16 protein-coding genes are annotated in these 17,464 nt (G+C 32.4%); 9 read left to right on the top strand and 7 right to left on the bottom strand.

Going from position 1 to position 17,464, the window contains the following annotated elements:
• Window positions 1–321 precede the first annotated feature (321 nt).
• The 3 genes from J2756_RS05300 to J2756_RS05310 all read right to left on the bottom strand — a co-directional run bounded on the left by J2756_RS05300 (window position 322) and on the right by J2756_RS05310 (window position 4,408).
• On the bottom strand, window positions 322–2,475 hold the full coding sequence (locus J2756_RS05300) for a hypothetical protein (RefSeq protein ID WP_209583341.1): 2,154 nt from the start codon (window positions 2,473–2,475) through the stop codon (window positions 322–324).
• A gap of 318 nt (window positions 2,476–2,793) precedes the next feature.
• On the bottom strand, window positions 2,794–4,149 hold the full coding sequence (locus J2756_RS05305) for a hypothetical protein (RefSeq protein ID WP_209583343.1): 1,356 nt from the start codon (window positions 4,147–4,149) through the stop codon (window positions 2,794–2,796).
• Window positions 4,150–4,168: 19 nt separating this feature from the next.
• Complete coding sequence (locus J2756_RS05310) at window positions 4,169–4,408, bottom strand: histone family protein (RefSeq protein ID WP_209583345.1); 240 nt, start codon at window positions 4,406–4,408, stop codon at window positions 4,169–4,171.
• A gap of 225 nt (window positions 4,409–4,633) precedes the next feature.
• On the opposite strand from J2756_RS05310, the gene J2756_RS05315 reads away from it, so the two are divergent.
• Entirely contained in the window at window positions 4,634–5,437 is an 804-nt protein-coding gene (locus J2756_RS05315) for a hypothetical protein (RefSeq protein WP_209583347.1), read from the top strand.
• 1,216 nt (window positions 5,438–6,653) lie between these two features.
• Here J2756_RS05315 and J2756_RS05320 read toward each other — a convergent pair.
• The 4 genes from J2756_RS05320 to hpt form a co-directional block, all read right to left on the bottom strand.
• Window positions 6,654–7,850: a tyrosine-type recombinase/integrase gene (locus tag J2756_RS05320; protein ID WP_209583349.1), complete on the bottom strand. Its 1,197-nt coding sequence runs from the start codon at window positions 7,848–7,850 to the stop codon at window positions 6,654–6,656.
• 135 nt (window positions 7,851–7,985) lie between these two features.
• On the bottom strand, window positions 7,986–8,555 hold the full coding sequence (locus tag J2756_RS05325) for an exosome complex RNA-binding protein Csl4 (protein WP_209583351.1): 570 nt from the start codon (window positions 8,553–8,555) through the stop codon (window positions 7,986–7,988).
• Window positions 8,556–8,738: 183 nt separating this feature from the next.
• Window positions 8,739–9,728 (bottom strand): diphthamide biosynthesis enzyme Dph2, encoded by a 990-nt coding sequence (gene dph2 / locus J2756_RS05330; RefSeq protein ID WP_209583353.1) that lies wholly within the window; start codon window positions 9,726–9,728, stop codon window positions 8,739–8,741.
• Between the two features lie 32 nt (window positions 9,729–9,760).
• The gene (gene hpt, locus J2756_RS05335) at window positions 9,761–10,336 is read right to left on the bottom strand and encodes a hypoxanthine/guanine phosphoribosyltransferase (protein WP_209583356.1); all 576 of its coding nucleotides are present in this window, start codon (window positions 10,334–10,336) and stop codon (window positions 9,761–9,763) included.
• Between the two features lie 459 nt (window positions 10,337–10,795).
• Here hpt and J2756_RS05340 point away from each other — a divergent pair, with 459 nt between their 5' ends.
• From J2756_RS05340 to J2756_RS05375, 8 genes are all read left to right on the top strand, one after another.
• Window positions 10,796–12,127, top strand: a complete 1,332-nt coding sequence (locus J2756_RS05340) for a signal recognition particle protein Srp54 (protein ID WP_209583359.1) — start codon at window positions 10,796–10,798, stop codon at window positions 12,125–12,127.
• A gap of 269 nt (window positions 12,128–12,396) precedes the next feature.
• Window positions 12,397–13,698 carry a tRNA pseudouridine(54/55) synthase Pus10 gene (locus tag J2756_RS05345; RefSeq protein WP_209583361.1) on the top strand — a complete coding sequence of 434 codons (1,302 nt, stop codon included), beginning with the start codon at window positions 12,397–12,399 and terminating at the stop codon, window positions 13,696–13,698.
• A 339-nt stretch (window positions 13,699–14,037) separates the two neighbouring features.
• On the top strand, window positions 14,038–14,328 hold the full coding sequence (locus J2756_RS05350; RefSeq protein WP_209583909.1) for a 50S ribosomal protein L21e: 291 nt from the start codon (window positions 14,038–14,040) through the stop codon (window positions 14,326–14,328).
• Window positions 14,329–14,333: 5 nt separating this feature from the next.
• Window positions 14,334–14,666 (top strand): RNA polymerase Rpb4 family protein, encoded by a 333-nt coding sequence (locus tag J2756_RS05355; protein ID WP_209583363.1) that lies wholly within the window; start codon window positions 14,334–14,336, stop codon window positions 14,664–14,666.
• Between the two features lie 74 nt (window positions 14,667–14,740).
• Entirely contained in the window at window positions 14,741–15,319 is a 579-nt protein-coding gene (locus tag J2756_RS05360) for a DUF655 domain-containing protein (protein ID WP_209583364.1), read from the top strand.
• Window positions 15,320–15,398: 79 nt separating this feature from the next.
• Window positions 15,399–16,247 carry a 16S rRNA (adenine(1518)-N(6)/adenine(1519)-N(6))-dimethyltransferase RsmA gene (gene rsmA / locus J2756_RS05365; RefSeq protein WP_209583366.1) on the top strand — a complete coding sequence of 283 codons (849 nt, stop codon included), beginning with the start codon at window positions 15,399–15,401 and terminating at the stop codon, window positions 16,245–16,247.
• A 93-nt stretch (window positions 16,248–16,340) separates the two neighbouring features.
• Entirely contained in the window at window positions 16,341–16,661 is a 321-nt protein-coding gene (locus J2756_RS05370) for a carboxymuconolactone decarboxylase family protein (RefSeq protein WP_209583369.1), read from the top strand.
• 99 nt (window positions 16,662–16,760) lie between these two features.
• On the top strand, window positions 16,761–17,354 hold the full coding sequence (locus J2756_RS05375) for a HemK2/MTQ2 family protein methyltransferase (protein WP_209583911.1): 594 nt from the start codon (window positions 16,761–16,763) through the stop codon (window positions 17,352–17,354).
• Window positions 17,355–17,464: the final 110 nt, after the last annotated feature.

Raw genomic sequence — 17,464 nt, forward strand, 5'->3', positions numbered from 1 at the left:
TAAATTCATAATATTCATAAAATAAATAACATGCCCAGTATAATAACGTTGCCAAATTTCATTTAATAGTATGAAATCTTTTATTAAATTAGATTATATAGTTTTCGACATTATATACTTTTTCCACATTTTATACATGCTCCATCTAAAATAGGAATATGACAGTGAAATAAGGGAAAAATACATTTTTAAGTCTTATATTACTTATAAATTATATTTGTGACTCAAAACCAAATTCTGAAAGTTTCATACATAGCTTACACTCTATATCTTTAGTTCTATGAATTATTTCAAGAGTTATCTAACAATTAATTAAAATAACTATTTTACCCTAAATTCGATTGATTTTGTCCGCCATCTAATGAATAATATTATAAGACTAATTGTAAGAGCGGAAAGTATTATATTTTGGTTTTTTAACATAAACCCAAGACATGATTTAAAATAGGGGATTAAATTTGCAAAAAATGTAGAAGCCCCTGCAAATCCAAATATTATAGTGACTAAAATTGCTAGTCTTTTATAAAATTCATCTCTTTTAGTTATAGAATACTGTGATCTTGTCACTAACTTATTTTTAATTAGTTCTCTTAGTTTATCCCAGTTTAATTCATTGGAAGCATATTCAAAAATGTTATTTATTTCTCCGAAATTTGAAATGTCCTCCATGAAAAATTCTTCTAAATTATCTTGTTTTAACTGATTGTTTAGAACGGATTCATAGGATAAATAAAAATTAGAAGATATTTCAGACATACGTTTAAGTGATATATTTAAATGATCAATACATTCTACTTGAACTTGCTTTTCATAAATTAAACTCATGTTAGGGTCATTTTTCTTGTTATAATCAACTCCAGATTTACTAAAAACCCATAAAGTTAGTGCATTATTCATATAAAGGCAATAATCTTCAAATTCACGTAAATTTTTTCCTAAAAATTTAGTAAAATCCATATAAAATGGCTGAGTTTTTCGAGCCATTATTTTTCCTAAATGAATTCCAAAATCTTCAGGAATTTTGATACTTCGATAAGGTTGATTTAAAAAATCAGTGATATAGACACAGGGTCTTAAAATCCAGTAATAACCAAAATTATAGTTCAATTTACTAAAAAAACTGAATTTACCTTTTTTATTTGTATTAATTACATATAAAAGAGCGAATCTAAAATATTGAAATAAATCATCAAATTCATATTTTTCCTGAATAGCTTTTGTAAAATAAAATGAAAAAGAACCTTCTTTGACATGTTGCGTGTTTTCTTCAATAGCTTTATCCATATTTTCAAAAATAGCATTTTTTTTGAATAAATTATATAATTTAAATTTGAATGAATATTCATGAAAATAAAATCTATTTGATAACTTCATTATTTCTGGAGCCATTTCCATTTCATCAATCTTATTCGTGAAGATGTTGACTTCATTTTCTATGAAGCTTTCAACAGGATATTCAAAAGTAGGTGAGATTTGTCTGAGGGAGATATTAAATGTGCCATTATTATATAATTTAATTTGAGGATACAATATAACTGGTCTTTGGCCACTTTTAAAACGACAAGGATTCATAAAACATCTGATAAAACTAAATGAATTGAGATATTTTGCCTTTAATAAATTTGATTCTGCATGACTCATTTTTAAAAATTCCCATAAACCCTCTAAAAGATATTCATTAGAAATTTTAGGTACTTTAACCTGAAATCGTTCATAATCCAAAATTTCTATATACTCCTCTTTAACTTCCCCCTCTTCCTTCCACAAAACTTTTAAATCTTGACTAAAAACTAGTGGACATAAATCACTTTTAACAAGGTTGTAAGCTACATCTTCTAATTCATAATTATCCTCTATAAAAAAACTGGAATGGGAATGCCAAATATTCCATTCTGTAAGTTTCATAGTTTTTTCCATTAACTCATCAACTATTTTTGAAGAAAAATCTTCTGATAAATTGAAATTAGGAGTTAAACCATCACTATTCTGAATATCTTCCTCAAGCATTCTAGTTTGTATACCAATTTCTATGTCCGATTCATCTTTTCCAGTGTTTTTCATTAGTTGTTTTTTCTCTAGCAGGTAATTGTCTAATTCCTTTATACCCAATTCATCCTCAAATTCTTCAAAAAAATTGTAAAAATCAGGAAATTTATCTTTGATATTTTTTATAACACTTTTATAATATGTGTCACCAATTTTTGAGTTACTGGCGGATAAAGAACTTTCTACATCTTTAAGTACATTAGAAAAATTTGATTTAAAATTATCAACTTCTTCAGAGGATATATCATGTTCAGACATGTTTTCTTCTGTTAAATTTAAAAAAAAGTTTTGAATTATATTTCCATATACAGTAGATTTAAATATAGCATAGAATTCTTCTTGTAGTATTTTAGATTTATTAAATTTATTTAAAAAAAGGATTATAGAATCAAATAATTCTTCAATTCCATTATAAAAACCATTATTCATATTATTACATTATATGGACATTATATATAATCCTTAGAATTTTAAAATCAAATTATTAAAGATATTGTTCATGATTTAAAAAACTACTAATCTAAGAAGAATTATGATTAAAATAAAGAAATAATGTATTTATTAACGTGTTAAAATGATTTAGAACCATTATAAATTAAATCATAAGATTACAAATGTAAATAAACTTTTATTTAGGTAGAAAATATAGGGATTGAAATTGAAATTATGTATAAATTTAAGAATAAACAGTTAAGATAGATTATAAAAATAAAAATTTTCTTGACATTAAAAAAAGGTATTAAAAGACTAGTCCGAATTTATTAACTGTTTTTTTAAAGTGTTAAATGCTTGAATAATGTTCCTTCTTAAAATCCATATTATTCCTGTAAAAATCAGAATTAATATTAACTGAATTAATCCCTCTGCATCAATTATTACATCTATAAATAAGATAACAAGTGATAAAATACCTAAAATCGCCACTATTACTTGTATGTCTTCCATTAACTCGTTACGTGCATCAGCATATATTTCTTGATATATCTCGTCACAAGCATCCAATTTTTCTAAAACAAATTTATAATGTCTATCAAGATAAAATGCATTATTTAGAATATCAAAAAATGTTATAAAAGATTCTTTTGTAGAAATTCTAGTATTTCTATAAATTTCTAATTTGGATTGTATATCAATTTGAGGCTTTTTTATTATGGCCATTTGGTCTTTCAGACTGTTAAGGTTATGAGGAGTACTTTCTAACTTTCTAAGATTACTTTCTAACTTTCTAATAGTGTTATCTAAAGAGATATCTATGGTCTTTAAAAGATTTTTTTGTCTATGGTACATTTCTAAAGCAAGTATACGATCATCAATGTACTCATCAGGAGTTTCAGTAAATCTTTCAGGTTTTTGGAATAACATTAAGGTTGCCGAAAAACCAAAAACAATTAAAGCACCTTCATAAAGATAAAATGAATTTTCCATTTGTTTCTTAACTATTTCATCATTAAAATGCAGATAATGTTTATTTAAAGATATTATTCCAGCAATTTCCTTTCGATCCTCAAACTTTCGATCCTCAAAATTATAACTTTTAGAACTAATCACAGTATACGTATCATGAACCTTTAATGTAATTTTATCAATTACATTTGGAATTGAACGCATCAAATTATTTAGTTCAGGAAAAAGAAAGATATCTATGAAACTAGCAGTATTATGAGCTGTATCTATTAATTCATTTGCTTCAAGGGGTTGGTTTACTAAAAAATCAAATCTAGCACTACTTATTCCCATTTTATCAAAACAAATTTTAAGTTTTACATATTGGGATAAATAATTATTCTTACAACTTTCTGATATTAAGTTTAAGAATTTATAAGTTTCCTTTTCTAATTTAGGATTTGGAATGCTTTTAATTTCATCAATATACTCCGCAATATTAATCTTTAAAAGAATGTCTAGTGTTTTAGGATACCTTCCTACAAACATTTCAGAGTATATTCGTTCACATAACTTCGTTTCTTTAACAGATACAGATACTGTATTAAATTTAAATATAAGACTATTTCGCAACGCATCAATATTTTCTGGACTGAATTTAAAACCAGGCTCAAAAGCTACTATATTGCTAATTTTCAAATTTTCAAATTTATTATTCATCTAATCCCATTCTATAACTTTAATCATATTCATTCCTTTCATAGAGTTTACCATTGCTTCCTTTAAGTACTATTCTGATATCAGACGCTTTTACTGTTTTTCTACCCGCATGTTTAGCAAGTTTAACAGCTTGTGAAGCTATTTCTTCACCTTTTTCTTCAAGAACTTTCGCTAAAGCTTCTTTTGCATCATCACTTATTCTTTTAGCACCTGCATTTTTTATGATTCTTCCAACCGGAGCAATTGGTAATTCCGTCATGATTTCACCTACGTTTAGAATATCTATAGTTAACCTACGCTAACTTCTATTATTTATAATATTAACTTTTATTAATAAAATTAAAAGTTTAAGGTTATTAATTTAAAATTTTTCAGACATTCAAAAAAAATCGTAGCACAATATCGAATTTCTTGAAACGTTACATCGAAAATACTTATTCTTAGAGTGAGGGTAACTAATGAAGTTAGCCTCAGGAAAAACAACATGATGAAAATAGAAAAAGTAAAAGATGTATCTGGTAAATATAGTGAAAACGCAAGAAGAAATCAGTTTTTATCCAGTCGAAAGGATAAGGACATTATGGAGCTAGGCAGACGTATATTAAGAGGATTTGGGTATAATCCTCAGCCTTTATGTCCTGAAAGGTTACTGGATGGTTGTGAAGGTATTGAAATTGGAATAGATGATATATTAAGTATTAGAGAAATTCCTGGAGAAGATCCTCTAACTTTTAAACGAGTGAAACCTTTCAATGAAGGTTTTTTCTCTATGGATTATAGATCGAATAATTTTGGAAGTTATGATAATGATGGTCATATATTCGTTAAGTTAATGGAATTTTTACCTAAAAAGTGGTATGATAAAGATGTTTTATTAGAGAAGCAATCAAAGGGGAGGGATATTAAAATTAAAGGTATATTATCTAAAAGGAATCCTGATTATTTGTTTTTCATTAGAAATACATATGATAAACCTAGAGGTAGTATACTTGAAAATTCTTTAATAAACGCTTATTTGTTACCAGTAAAATCTTTGAAATCGCAAGTAATTGATAATTTAAACATGATCAGAGATTCAAATGATGCGCGACCCTTAAAACTTGACAATGAGATTGATTCAATATTAGATATTTATCAAACATGGCAATTGTATGATAAAAGGCATTATGATTTTGAATTAATAAGAGCCAGAGATAGCAATAGACCTGATTTGATTATGAAAATAGATAAGGATAATCTTTTAGATTATACTCTATTTAATTCAAACGGAGAATTTAATGAAATATAACTTTTAAATTCTTTTATTTATTATTTTAAGTAGTTTAGACATTTATAAAATAAAAATAATCCCCTTAAATGGAAATATAGTATAAATTTAATATTTAGTTTTATGCTTAAATCTAAGATTATGCACCCAACGAACAGGTTTTAAATTTTTAGATTCCATTTTTTTCGACATTGCCAGATATAATCCCTTGTAAAACGTACTAAACTGATGCACATACATGATACTCCATGAAACATTATAACCATTTAATACTATTTTGAAAAACTATTAATACAACTACAATTCAGAGAATACAAACTATCCAACACACTTTCATTAAATACATAGTTCCAATTAAATAAAAGAGTGAATTATCCTAACCTAATAAATAAATTAAGGAACTATTCATTTTAATTAAAGGCATTATTTTTCAACTACTTCAACAGTGTTTCATATCCACTAACCAATGTAATAAACTATAAATAATTATAAAAAACATAAATAAAATGTTTGAACATTAACTTCGTTATATGTATCTATGACGAAGTAAAATCATACAACCGACCAGCGAAAAAATCCCAAGTATACCCCCTGTTCTATAGCCAACCAAGTTATAACGGTATATACTCCTCAAAAACATAATGTCGCCCCAAATACGCAGTATATTTATATTAAATTGGTTTAAAACTAAGTAAACCCCTCAAGAAAAAAAGATCGTGCCTTCTATTGAGTAAATTTTTTTATATTTATTTACTATTTTTTTAAAATATTTTTTTGCTTAAAATGAAAAATGTTCATTTTTTAAAATTTTTTACAGTGGGGTATAAAAAAAACTTTTATTTTTTTGGCACTTTTTTCAGACCCCTTTCGTAATAGCAATTCTGAGATTTATAAAAGCATTATATCATTCATAAAATCAAATTTTAATTACGAATCAAATTTTAAATAAATTCGCATTAGGTAAATAAAGATTTCAAGGAAAATAAAGAAATTAAAAACTATTTGAGATTTTACGAACCAATAAGAATCATGATTCGTTATAAAAATAATCCTTCAATTTAAAAAATAGAGATGGAAAGAAGAAAAACAAGAAAATTTAAACTCAAAAAATGGTCAAAAAATGACTAAATAATCAAAAATATAAAAAAGTTAATAAATTAAACGAAGTAACAACTAATAACTCAATATACTGAACAATTACTAATATTTTTATAAAAAATCTGAACAAGAAAAGGAGTCAATAAACTCCTTTATGAGTCAGCTTATACTCCTCATGATTCAGTTTATACTCATCATAATTCAGACGATCTAAGATATCTTGAGGAAGATAACCACTTTCTAAAACAATCCCGTTTAAAGTACCAAATTCATGTTTATGACCATATCTATTTATTACAACTACTTTTTGTTCAATTGTCATCAATTCATTTACAACTTTTAAATAATCTTCTTTTAGACTATTCAGATCGACTTTAAAGTATGCAGATGTAGTTGAATCAATACTATGCCCTAACAACCGTCTAGTAGTTAAATGGGGTACTTTATTTCTCTCCAGAGTTGAAGCAAAAAATTTCCTTAAGGAATGAGTCTTTATTAAGTTACGATCATCATCTGTTTTCCTAAAAGAATATGCTTTGTTTACGTATACAAACATACCACTGAAATCATTGGCTGTTAACGGTTTATTAGTACGTAAACCTCTAAAAAGTTTATCTTCTAATTCTGGTTTATAATCCGGATACTTGTTATTTAATTCTTCAAGATAGATTATAATTCTCTTAACGCTTTCAGGAGAACTAAAAGTTGTATATTCATGATTCTTCTTGATTCTAATAATCTTCCATGTAGGAATGAAATCTCCTTTAGCGTTTAATTGTTCTATTAATTGCTTTATCGTTTCAGGGTATGTTTTAAGTTCAGTTGCTTTATATAAATGCCTAAATGTCAAACTAGTAACTTCACTACTTCCCATACCTGAACTAATACCCATTACAATCATTGCTTTATAAACACTATTACAATGTTCCATAAATCTTCTAATTTCTTCCATTTTAGGAAGATCTTCTATAGTTTCCTGTTTTCGTGCTTTTCTAACTCCTGTCTTTTTATTTCGGGGTAATTCTATCTCATTGTGTCTATAAAAAGATTTTACAAGCAATAACCTTTGTTCAACAGTACTTTCCAAAAAATCCAATTCTCTAAGATATAATTCAAAATTCCTTAGATATTTATTGATTTTACGTCTTTTTAATCTAAGACCATTTTCTTCGTCATTTTCGGCTTCTATAATTAATTCTTCTAGTGTTTTACCTGTAAAATTAGAATACTTCTGTAAAGCATCTTTATAACCACTGATAGTAGCTTTTCTAATTCCACGATCAAAACAAAACTCTTTGAATATTTCTTCATCTCCTACTTTATGGAATACCTTCATGTTACCCCCTCTCACTAGAACAAAAGGATCATTTCGAAGTAACGTTTTACACGCTTTTGAAAAAAGCGAGGGTATATTATCCATATGAAGAAATTATTAGGAAAAATAGCGCTTTAAATGAAAAATTAAGGGCAATTATCCCTCATACTTTGAAGAAAGATTTCTCTTCTCTTTTTTTCCACAATTTGGACATGTAACTTCTTTTTTACCTGTTTGCTTCATGAAGTGTCTGCAGTTAGTGCACATGGCCTTTAAAACTCCGAGTTCAGGTTCTGCTGTTGTCAGGTCAACGTTGTCGATCCCCATGACTTTAGTAACCCTTGCCTCTAAAAGGTCGCCAATTCTGAATTCGTCGGTTAATTTATCCACATAACCCTTTTCAGCTTGGGATATGTGTATTGCACCTGAAAAAGATGTTACAAGGCCCCTGCTTTTATCCTTGATACTGTCTAGTTTCATAAGGGCCCTCTGACCCCTGACATCAGATATTTGGCCAACAACAACTATTCCCTTCTTAATAATGGATGGGGAGCTGGTTTTTGGTATTATGGATATTTTTTTCTCTTTGTCATCCACTGAAACTGTTCCTGCAATGAGTGACCTTATTTCGCCGTTCTCTTCATAGGTCCAGTCAGATGGAAGGAATTCTTCAGTAACCCCTAAAGAATCTCCGGGTAGAACAAAATCTCCAGATCTGGTTTTCATTGATTCACCTCAACTTAAAATAAGTCTATGAGTTATCATGAGATTGATACCTGATCCATATGCTGGCACCATGAAACATCATGCTGCAAACCATAAGAATCAAATTATTTTCCACAAACTGTTATTTATGTGTTTTTATTATGTATTATACATTGTTAATAAAGGATCATGAAGTTGCATGTATCAGTACTCAATTTCATCCATTTCATAGTCTTCCCAATCCCGTTTACCCAGGACTATTTCAAGCTCCTGAGGGGTTAAGAGTGGCTTTTTGTACATATTAGCATCATCAATGGCTATTCTTGGACATGCAGTCATTATAAATACTTCTATATTCATGAATGGCGTTAAGAGTTCTGGGGAAACATCGTCCATGATCAGTATGAATGCTTCTTTTTTTTCTTTATGGATCATCTTCTTTAAAACTTTTGCAAGTTCCATTCTGGACTGACCCTTCTTGGAAGAAACAATGATTCCAAAGCTTTCAGCATCCATAGCCTTGGCTATTCTTGCAAAACGAATTCTCATAATCCTATCTGCAAATTCATCAATATCCCTTGCCTCGTTGATGTAGGGATCTGCTATTACAACTGGTTTGTCAGTGAAGAGTTTTATTCCAAGGGTGTGGAAGTTTCCACTTCCAACGTAAAGAAATGCATCAGCATCAAGGTCTTTTATGGCAGAGAAGTTACAACCAAGGATCTGGCCCTTCTGAGTACCTGCCCCCTCCTTCATAACAACCTCTTTCCCATTTTCTTCCAGAAAGTTCTCCATCTCAGGGAGAAGATGAAGGTGCTGAGCAGTTGTAACCAAACCTATCCTTTTATAAGCACCAAGAAGTTCCACTGCACTGATTAATGCTCCTTTAACATCCATATCTGATTTCGTTTCAACGAAGATAACCGGCAGATCATACTCAATTGGCAGGGCAGTGTGGCCGAAGTGAATTAAAAGGTCTGAAACATCCTTCATATCTACATCAGCGGCATCACAAGCTCCATAACATGGATCAGCAGATATTATAACGGTTGAACCAGTTTCGTCTTCAATTTGTCTTGCAATTTTGGTTGCATGTACTTTAAGACCCTCTGGAAACTGCAGTCCAACAACTTCTGCATCGAACTGTTTTATGGTTTCTATGACCTTTTTTATATCGAATTCATAACCCAACAAAATGCCCCCTACATCCTACTGAAAAATTGCCATTAAAGGGTTTCATCAGCACTTCCCTCTATTACAACGTTCCCATCAACTACGTTCAACTTCACAAGACTTCTGACGGTGACACCTGTTTCGTCTTCAACTGTGTACTTACCAGTTCCCTTCTCTATCACCGCCATAACATCAACGATTTCAACTTCCATGGCTTCAAGGGCTTTCAAGACAGCTATCATGGTCCCCCCAGTGCTTACAACATCATCAACCAGGATTATTTTATCCCCCTTATCCAGTCCGTTTATGTAAAGTTCCCCTTCACTGTAACCTGTCATCTGATGTACTGCAACTTCACCTTCAAGGCCATAAGACCGTTTACGGATAACAACAAAGGGTTTTCCTGTTTTAAGGGACAGTGCTGTTGCTATGTGAATTCCCATGGCTTCAACACAGACTATTTTATCAACATCCATATTACCAAACCTTGAAATACCGTCTGCAACTTCTTCAAGTATTTTAGGTTCTACCAGAGGAACTCCATCTGTTACAGGATGTACAAAATAATCATAATCTCCTTTTTTTACTACAGGAGATTCTATAAGACTTTTTTTAAGTTTTTCAAACATTTTATCACCTAAAACTGTTTAAAGTGGAAATTAGAATTTTAATTAATGGTTAAAATACTATAATCCCTCAAATTTATGTTACAAGAATTAATCTATTAAACAATTTTATATTATTATATACATTTTATAGAATTTTTAATGACTTATGATATGCAAAAATTTCTCTAGTAAAATTTTTATCAACCATATTATATTAACCTAAATTTATTATAATGTTGATTGTAATATAAATTGATGAGAGAATTTAACAAGGATTTAATAAATGAAATTAGAAAAAAATAAAATTCATATCAACATCCAAGTCTTAATAATAATTATACTTAATCAGAAGTGGCAATTTACACTTAAAAATAATGATCAAACTTTTAAAACTTAAAAATAGGTTATTAGAATGATTCATGCAATTCAAAGCATGTTTAGATTATTATTAATTCAGATCAACAAAAATTGGTGAAAATCATGCTGGGCAATCTTGGCAAAAACCTGACCACAACCATGAAAAAACTGGCAGGAATGAGCATAATAGACAAAGAAGTCGTTAAAGAGGTTATAAAGGATATACAGAGAGCTTTGATCCAGTCGGATGTTAACATCAAACTGGTTCTCAACCTTTCAAAAACCATAGAGGAAAGGGCTTTGAATGAAGAGCCTCAGAAAGGTGTTACTCCCAAAGAGCATGTCATAAAAATAGTCTATGAAGAACTGGTGAACCTCGTTGGGGAAAGGGCTCAGGAAGTTGAAATTAACAAAAAACCCTACAGAATCCTGTTTATGGGACTTCAGGGAAGCGGTAAAACAACCACCATATCCAAACTCACACGTTACCTTCAGAAAAAGGGTTTCAACCCAGCAATAGTCTGTACAGACACTTGGAGACCTGCAGCATACGAACAGCTGCGACAGCTCACAGAGCCCATGAACGTGCCACTCTACGGTGACCCTGATAATCAGGACGCCCTTGACCTTGCAAGGAAGGGTCTGGAAGAGTTCAAGAAGAAAGATCTGGTAATTGTGGACACTGCAGGACGTCATAAGGAGGAGAAGGATCTTCTGGATGAGATGGAAAGTCTCTCATCCATAGTCCAACCAGATGAAGTTATACTCGTTATAGACGGAACCATAGGACAACAAGCCAAAGAACAGGCCCTTGCATTCAGTAAAACCACGGACATTGGTTCCATTATCATAACCAAACTTGACGGCTCTGCAAAGGGTGGAGGTGCCCTGTCTGCAGTTGCTGAAATTGGTGCTCCAATCAAATTCATAGGAACTGGAGAAAGAGTTGACGACTTTGAAGCCTTCGATCCAGAGCGTTTCATATCAAGACTACTTGGAATGGGAGACATCAAAAGCCTAATAGAAAAAGCCGAGGAAATAGCAGAAGAAGACATGGATATGGACAGTGTTGATGCTATGCTCAGCGGTAAATTCACACTAAAGGACATGTACTCTCAGTTCGAGATGATGAATAAAATGGGGCCCATGCAGCAGGTTATGAACATGATCCCTGGTATGGGTGCCAAGCTCCCAAAGAATGCATCCAAGGTGACTGAAGAAAAGCTGGATAAGTACAAAATACTCATGGATTCAATGACAAAATACGAACTGGAACACCCTGACGTTATAAAACAGTCCCGGGTCAAAAGGATAGCACGCGGATCTGGTATGAGAAATGAAGATGTTAAAGAGCTTTTAAAGTACTACAGCACCACAAAAAAGGCTATGAAGGGTTTTGGAAAGAGAAAAATGGGCGGACCCATGGGCCAGATGATGCGCCAGATGATGCGCTGATAGAAAATTGGTTTCAATTCCATGAAACCTTTTTTTTAGAGGTTGATTTCAAATTTAGAGTTTAAAGTTTGTTATAACTGAGTGAATCAATGAACATTAAAATCAACATTACTTACTGGATTATTATCAATTAACTTCTAATTTTCACGGAATTAGTTAAAAGTGGATGAATAGGGTTAAAATCCTTATTTTAAACCATTGAAAATAAAAAAACTTGATAATCCCTAATGATCTACATATAATTCTTATTTATCATGGATGAGGTAAAAATGGAATCAGAAATAATTGAAATAATGAATAACGCATTTAAAATTATTGAAATGTGTGACGGACATATATGCAGCCGTTGTTTAGGTAGAAACTTCTCAAAAACAGTTCAAGGTGATGGAAACCTGGAAAGGGGCGAATATGTTAGACATCTGCTGTCTGAAAATGCACCTGAAGTTTCATCTGAAGTTTCATCTGAAGTTTCATCTGAAGTTTCCAAGGACCTGGTCTCTGCAGGAAGTCCGAATCCATGTTACGTATGCAACGGATTATTGGATGAGATTGATGCTACAGAGAACAGCACCACAGACAAAATAATCAAAAGAATAGATGAATCTAAAATTGAATTTTCAAACTTTCTCGTTGGTTGCCGTGTGGATCCTGAAATCCTCAATAGGGAAAAGGAAATTCATGATGCATTGGACCTCGACGTTGAAAACATTAAAAAGGAGATCAACAGGGAGATAGGTAAGGATCTGTCCATTCGACTTGATAGAGAAGTGGAATTTGACAACCCCCATCTCGTTGTAATGGTGGATTTTAAAAATGAGAACATCGAGCTCCAGACAAATCCCCTGTTCATTGAAGGCAGATACAGGAAACTTGTGAGGGGCATCCCCCAGACAAAATGGCCATGTACAGCATGTAAAGGCAGAGGATGTGAAAGGTGTAATTACACCGGTAAAATGTACCTAGAAACCGTTGAAGAATTCATATCAAAGGATGCGCTTGAAATGACTAATGGAACTTCTGCCAAGTTTCATGGTGCGGGCCGTGAGGATATTGACGTTAAAATGCTCGGTAGTGGAAGACCATTTGTTCTGGAGATCAAGGAACCCCATATTCGCAGCATAGACCTTGAGGAACTTGAAAACAGGGTTAACCAGCATGCAGAGGGCAAAGTTGAAGTTTTGAACCTGAAGTTCGTAGGTAAAAACAGGCGCAGTCAAATAAAAACATCTTCAACAGACACATACAAGGTTTACAGGGCACTGGTCCAGACTGAAGGAGATGTTGCCAAGGAAGATCTGGAACCATTAAAATCCTTGGACGTGATAAAACAACGCACCCCCATACGTGTATCCCACAGGCGTGCAGACAAAATAAGAACACGTCACGTGAAAAATCTGGAGTTTAAAAGGTTGGATTCAAATTTATTCGAACTTTTAATCCACTGTGAAGGAGGACTCTACATAAAAGAGCTCATATCTGGAGATGAAGATAGAACAAACCCCAGTGTATCCCAAGTCATTGGAATCCCTGCGGTATGCAAGAAGCTCGATGTCATGGAAGTGAACATTTAAGAGTGTAATTATCAATATTAATATATAGCGAAAAGTACCACTGAATGATCAATTATATATATGGATTTCATGCAAACTCATCTATCAACTACAAAAAGATTTAATCATTTAAAATAACCCTGAAACTGAGACTTCATCCAGTTTCAAATGCCTGATTTAAAACGAATTTTGTGTAATATTCCTGAATCAGTTTTTATTTGAGATAAAATCCACGTTGTAGTATGAAAAAAGTTTAAAAAAGATGAATAATCTAAAATAATCATTAGCTTAATGATAAAACTGACATTTAGTCATATTTCAATCAACCTTATAAAAGGTTGAAATGGAGGTTCAAACATGGTGAAAAGATCAAGAGGTTTTAGAAGTAGAACACGTTCAAAACTTAAAAGAAGTATCAGGCCAAACAGGCCAAACCAAATAACCAAAAAAATACAAACCTTTGATGCAAATGATATCGTTCACATAATAATCGATTCAAGCATACACCGAGGTCAGCCCCACCCACGTTTCCATGGTAAAACAGGTAAAGTGGCTAAGAAAAGGGGAAGTGCATACATAGTAGAAATAAACGATGGTAACAAAGCTAAAAAATTAATAATAAGACCAGAACACCTCAAAATCCAAGAGTGATATTGATGATTGGAAAAAAAGTGGTAGAAACTGATCCTGTAACAATTGTAGAAGTTAAAACCATGCTTGAGGAACGTTCAAAATCTTATGAACTCACTTACGAACAAAACCTTGCTTTAGACCACGTTACAAAGCTTTCAAAAATAGAAGAAGAATCTGCAGTAAAACTAGTGAAAGAGCTTCAGGAAATCGCTAAAAAAAGTCAAGCTATTAAAATAGCAGACCTCATGCCTGTGGATCTCGCAGATTTAAGGTTGATATTTGCAAAGGAGAGGGGTTCACATAAAAAGGAAGATTTAGAACAGATATTAGAGATAGTTGATAAGTACAGGGAATAATTCGGAACAAAAAAATTGAAGGGGAGTCCCCCCAAGACTTAAGTCTAACATCAAAAAACCATCCGGGTGGTTGAATGGAAGATCATGCGATTATTCTTGACTATCTTCCTTTAGGTTATTTTAAGGAAGGTGCGCCTTCATTTAAAAGGAAACCCATAGCTCAGGCCGTGGGCACAGAGGAATTTACTATCCTCGAACTTATTCCAAAGGACATGGTTCAACTGGACATACATGAAAAGGTTTACATTGGCCCTGGAAAAAGGGACAAAATAGCCCGTGTGAACAGACGTCTGCGAAATGATAAACTAACTGCCACAGCAAAGTTAGAACTGGGATACGTTATTGAAGAAATTATAAAGGACAACGAAAGTAAATTCGTGGAATTCTTCAATGAAGCCGGCCCAATATCCACCAGACTTCACCAGATCGAACTTCTGCCCGGAATTGGGAAGAAACACATGTGGGACATAATAAATGCAAGGCAGGAGAAGAAGTTCGAGAGCTTTGATGATATCAAAAAAAGAGTTCCCATGTTATCAGACCCTGTAAAACTTATTGTGAAACGTGTTCTTCTTGAACTCGAAGTAACAGACGATAAGAGAGGAAAGAGAAAATATGTGCTCTTTACAAGACCTCCAAAACGTCAGTTCTAATCTTTAGGTGTTTCCAATAACCAACACCAATTCTTATACTTTTTTTAATTATTTTAACTATTTTTTTCAGGAGTCAAATATGAACCTAATGTCTCAAACCACCAACATACTGAAATCCAACAACATAAGGCTTGACAAAAGAAAGGGACAAAATTACCTCATAAATCAAGGTATACTATCAAGGATAGTTGACAGTGCAGAACTATCCCCTGAAGATACTGTTCTTGAAATTGGGGCGGGTATTGGAACACTGACCATCCCCCTTGCAGAACAGACAAAAAAGGTTGTGGCTGTTGAACAGGACAATAAAATTGCACAGGTTCTGAAAAAACGGATCAATGACCTTGATATTCGTAACGTTGAGGTTGTTGTGGGAGATGCAACCCGGATAGATTTTCCTGAATTCAACAAGGTTGTTTCAAACCTTCCCTACAAAATTTCATCCCCAATAACATTCAAACTCCTTGAACATGACTTCGATTTTGCGGTACTCATGTATCAAAAGGAATTTGCAGAAAGAATGATTGCAAAGTCCGGTGAAAAGAATTATTCAAGGTTGTCTGTTATGATGCACTTCTGTGCAGAGGTTCAGATGCTCTTTGAGGTTCCACCATCTGCCTTCATTCCATCACCTAAAGTATCATCTGCAGTTATCAAATTAACTCCTGACAAAAAAGAAAATGCATGTGGCGATGATATCTTTATTAGAACTTCAAGGGCCCTCTTCCAGCATAAACGTAAAAAGGTGGGGAACGCACTCCTTGATTCATTCCATGAGATACGCAAAACTGACAAACAAACAGCAAAAACGATTGTTACAGGTTTAAATTCTGATATTATTAATGAAAGAGCTGTTAATCTAAATCCTGAGGAAATACTGGAGATTTCAAAGGAAATAAGATCAGTTTTAGATAAATTGGAAGATTAGTTCCTATCATGGGCCATAATAATTAAATGGTTTTACCCCTAATCAATTAATTGATTTTATATTAAAGAGGATTTAGTGTAAAAAGGTGTTTTAATGAACAAAAATCCCTACGAGTTATTTCAAAAGGAACTTCCTGAGCTTGCAGCACGTTTCAACGATTTGGTAGAAGTACAGCGTGATTTAAAAGGATTGGACCCAAAAACTAAGCAGTTAATAAACATAGCCATCCAAACTGCAAATAAAAACCCCATGGGAGTTAAGATGCATGCAGCTATGGCCAAGAAATCTGGTGCGAAAAGGGAAGAAGTGATTGGTGCAGTTGCAATGAACCTTCACCTTTCAGGCCTTGCAAATGTACTGGAATGTCTTCCAGCTGCAGTTGAAGGGTTTGATGTAAACACGAAGCATCTCTAGAAAGTAGTAGGCCCTCAATTACTGTTTCTGCAAGCCGATCATACCCTGAAGAGGACAATAACAAAATTCAATTGTGTAAGGTGATTTTAGATGAGAGAAATGTTTGAATACAATGAAACTTACTACTACATCCACGAAAACGTGTATGAACCTGCAGAGGACACATTCCTCCTTGCCAGCAACCTTCAAACTGGTAGAAAAGATCGTGTACTTGAAATAGGAACCGGAACCGGTTTAATAGCAATCACTGCTGCCAAAAAATCCATGAACGTTGTTGCAACCGACATAAACCCCCATGCAATTGAATGTGCCTCAAAAAACATAATAACCAACAGAACCTACAATGTTGAACTCAGGAGAGGAGATCTTTTCGAAGCTGTTGAAGGTGAGAAATTTGATTTAATCCTGTTCAACACCCCATACCTTCCAACTGGAGAGGATGAATTTATTGAAAACGAGTTAAATGCTGCGTGGGATGGGGGCAAAGATGGAAGAGAAGTTATTGACAGATTTCTTGATGATCTCATTGAACATCTGAATTCCAATGGAAGGGTTCAGCTCGTTCAGTCTTCACTCTCTGATAATGATAAAACCCTTGAAAAACTGGAGAGTATGGGATTTGAAGCCAGCATAACTGCAAAGGAGCATGCTTTCTTTGAAGAGATTGTAGTTATAACTGGAATTTTAAAGTAGATACATCTTTTAAAGAAATAAAAAAAATAATAAAATAAAAAGATATGATTAAATAAATAATTTTAAATACATATTTAAATACATAATCTCTTTTTTTAAGCTGAAGCTAC

The organism is Methanobacterium aggregans, from assembly GCF_017874455.1.
GTDB classification, from domain to species: Archaea; Methanobacteriota; Methanobacteria; order Methanobacteriales; family Methanobacteriaceae; genus Methanobacterium_C; species Methanobacterium_C aggregans.

Excerpts from the sequence above, each read along its gene's own strand:
- J2756_RS05345 (WP_209583361.1), top strand. The coding sequence starts at position 12,397 with ATGGAATCAGAAATAATTGAAATAATGAATAACGCATTTAAAATTATT.
- J2756_RS05375 (WP_209583911.1), top strand. The coding sequence starts at position 16,761 with ATGTTTGAATACAATGAAACTTACTACTACATCCACGAAAACGTGTAT.
- J2756_RS05360 (WP_209583364.1), top strand. The coding sequence starts at position 14,741 with ATGGAAGATCATGCGATTATTCTTGACTATCTTCCTTTAGGTTATTTT.
- J2756_RS05300 (WP_209583341.1), bottom strand. The coding sequence starts at position 2,475 with ATGAATAATGGTTTTTATAATGGAATTGAAGAATTATTTGATTCTATA.
- rsmA (WP_209583366.1), top strand. The coding sequence starts at position 15,399 with ATGAACCTAATGTCTCAAACCACCAACATACTGAAATCCAACAACATA.
- J2756_RS05310 (WP_209583345.1), bottom strand. The coding sequence starts at position 4,408 with ATGACGGAATTACCAATTGCTCCGGTTGGAAGAATCATAAAAAATGCA.
- J2756_RS05340 (WP_209583359.1), top strand. The coding sequence starts at position 10,796 with ATGCTGGGCAATCTTGGCAAAAACCTGACCACAACCATGAAAAAACTG.
- J2756_RS05325 (WP_209583351.1), bottom strand. The coding sequence starts at position 8,555 with ATGAAAACCAGATCTGGAGATTTTGTTCTACCCGGAGATTCTTTAGGG.
- J2756_RS05355 (WP_209583363.1), top strand. The coding sequence starts at position 14,334 with ATGATTGGAAAAAAAGTGGTAGAAACTGATCCTGTAACAATTGTAGAA.
- J2756_RS05305 (WP_209583343.1), bottom strand. The coding sequence starts at position 4,149 with ATGAATAATAAATTTGAAAATTTGAAAATTAGCAATATAGTAGCTTTT.
- J2756_RS05370 (WP_209583369.1), top strand. The coding sequence starts at position 16,341 with ATGAACAAAAATCCCTACGAGTTATTTCAAAAGGAACTTCCTGAGCTT.
- J2756_RS05320 (WP_209583349.1), bottom strand. The coding sequence starts at position 7,850 with ATGAAGGTATTCCATAAAGTAGGAGATGAAGAAATATTCAAAGAGTTT.
- hpt (WP_209583356.1), bottom strand. The coding sequence starts at position 10,336 with ATGTTTGAAAAACTTAAAAAAAGTCTTATAGAATCTCCTGTAGTAAAA.
- J2756_RS05315 (WP_209583347.1), top strand. The coding sequence starts at position 4,634 with ATGATGAAAATAGAAAAAGTAAAAGATGTATCTGGTAAATATAGTGAA.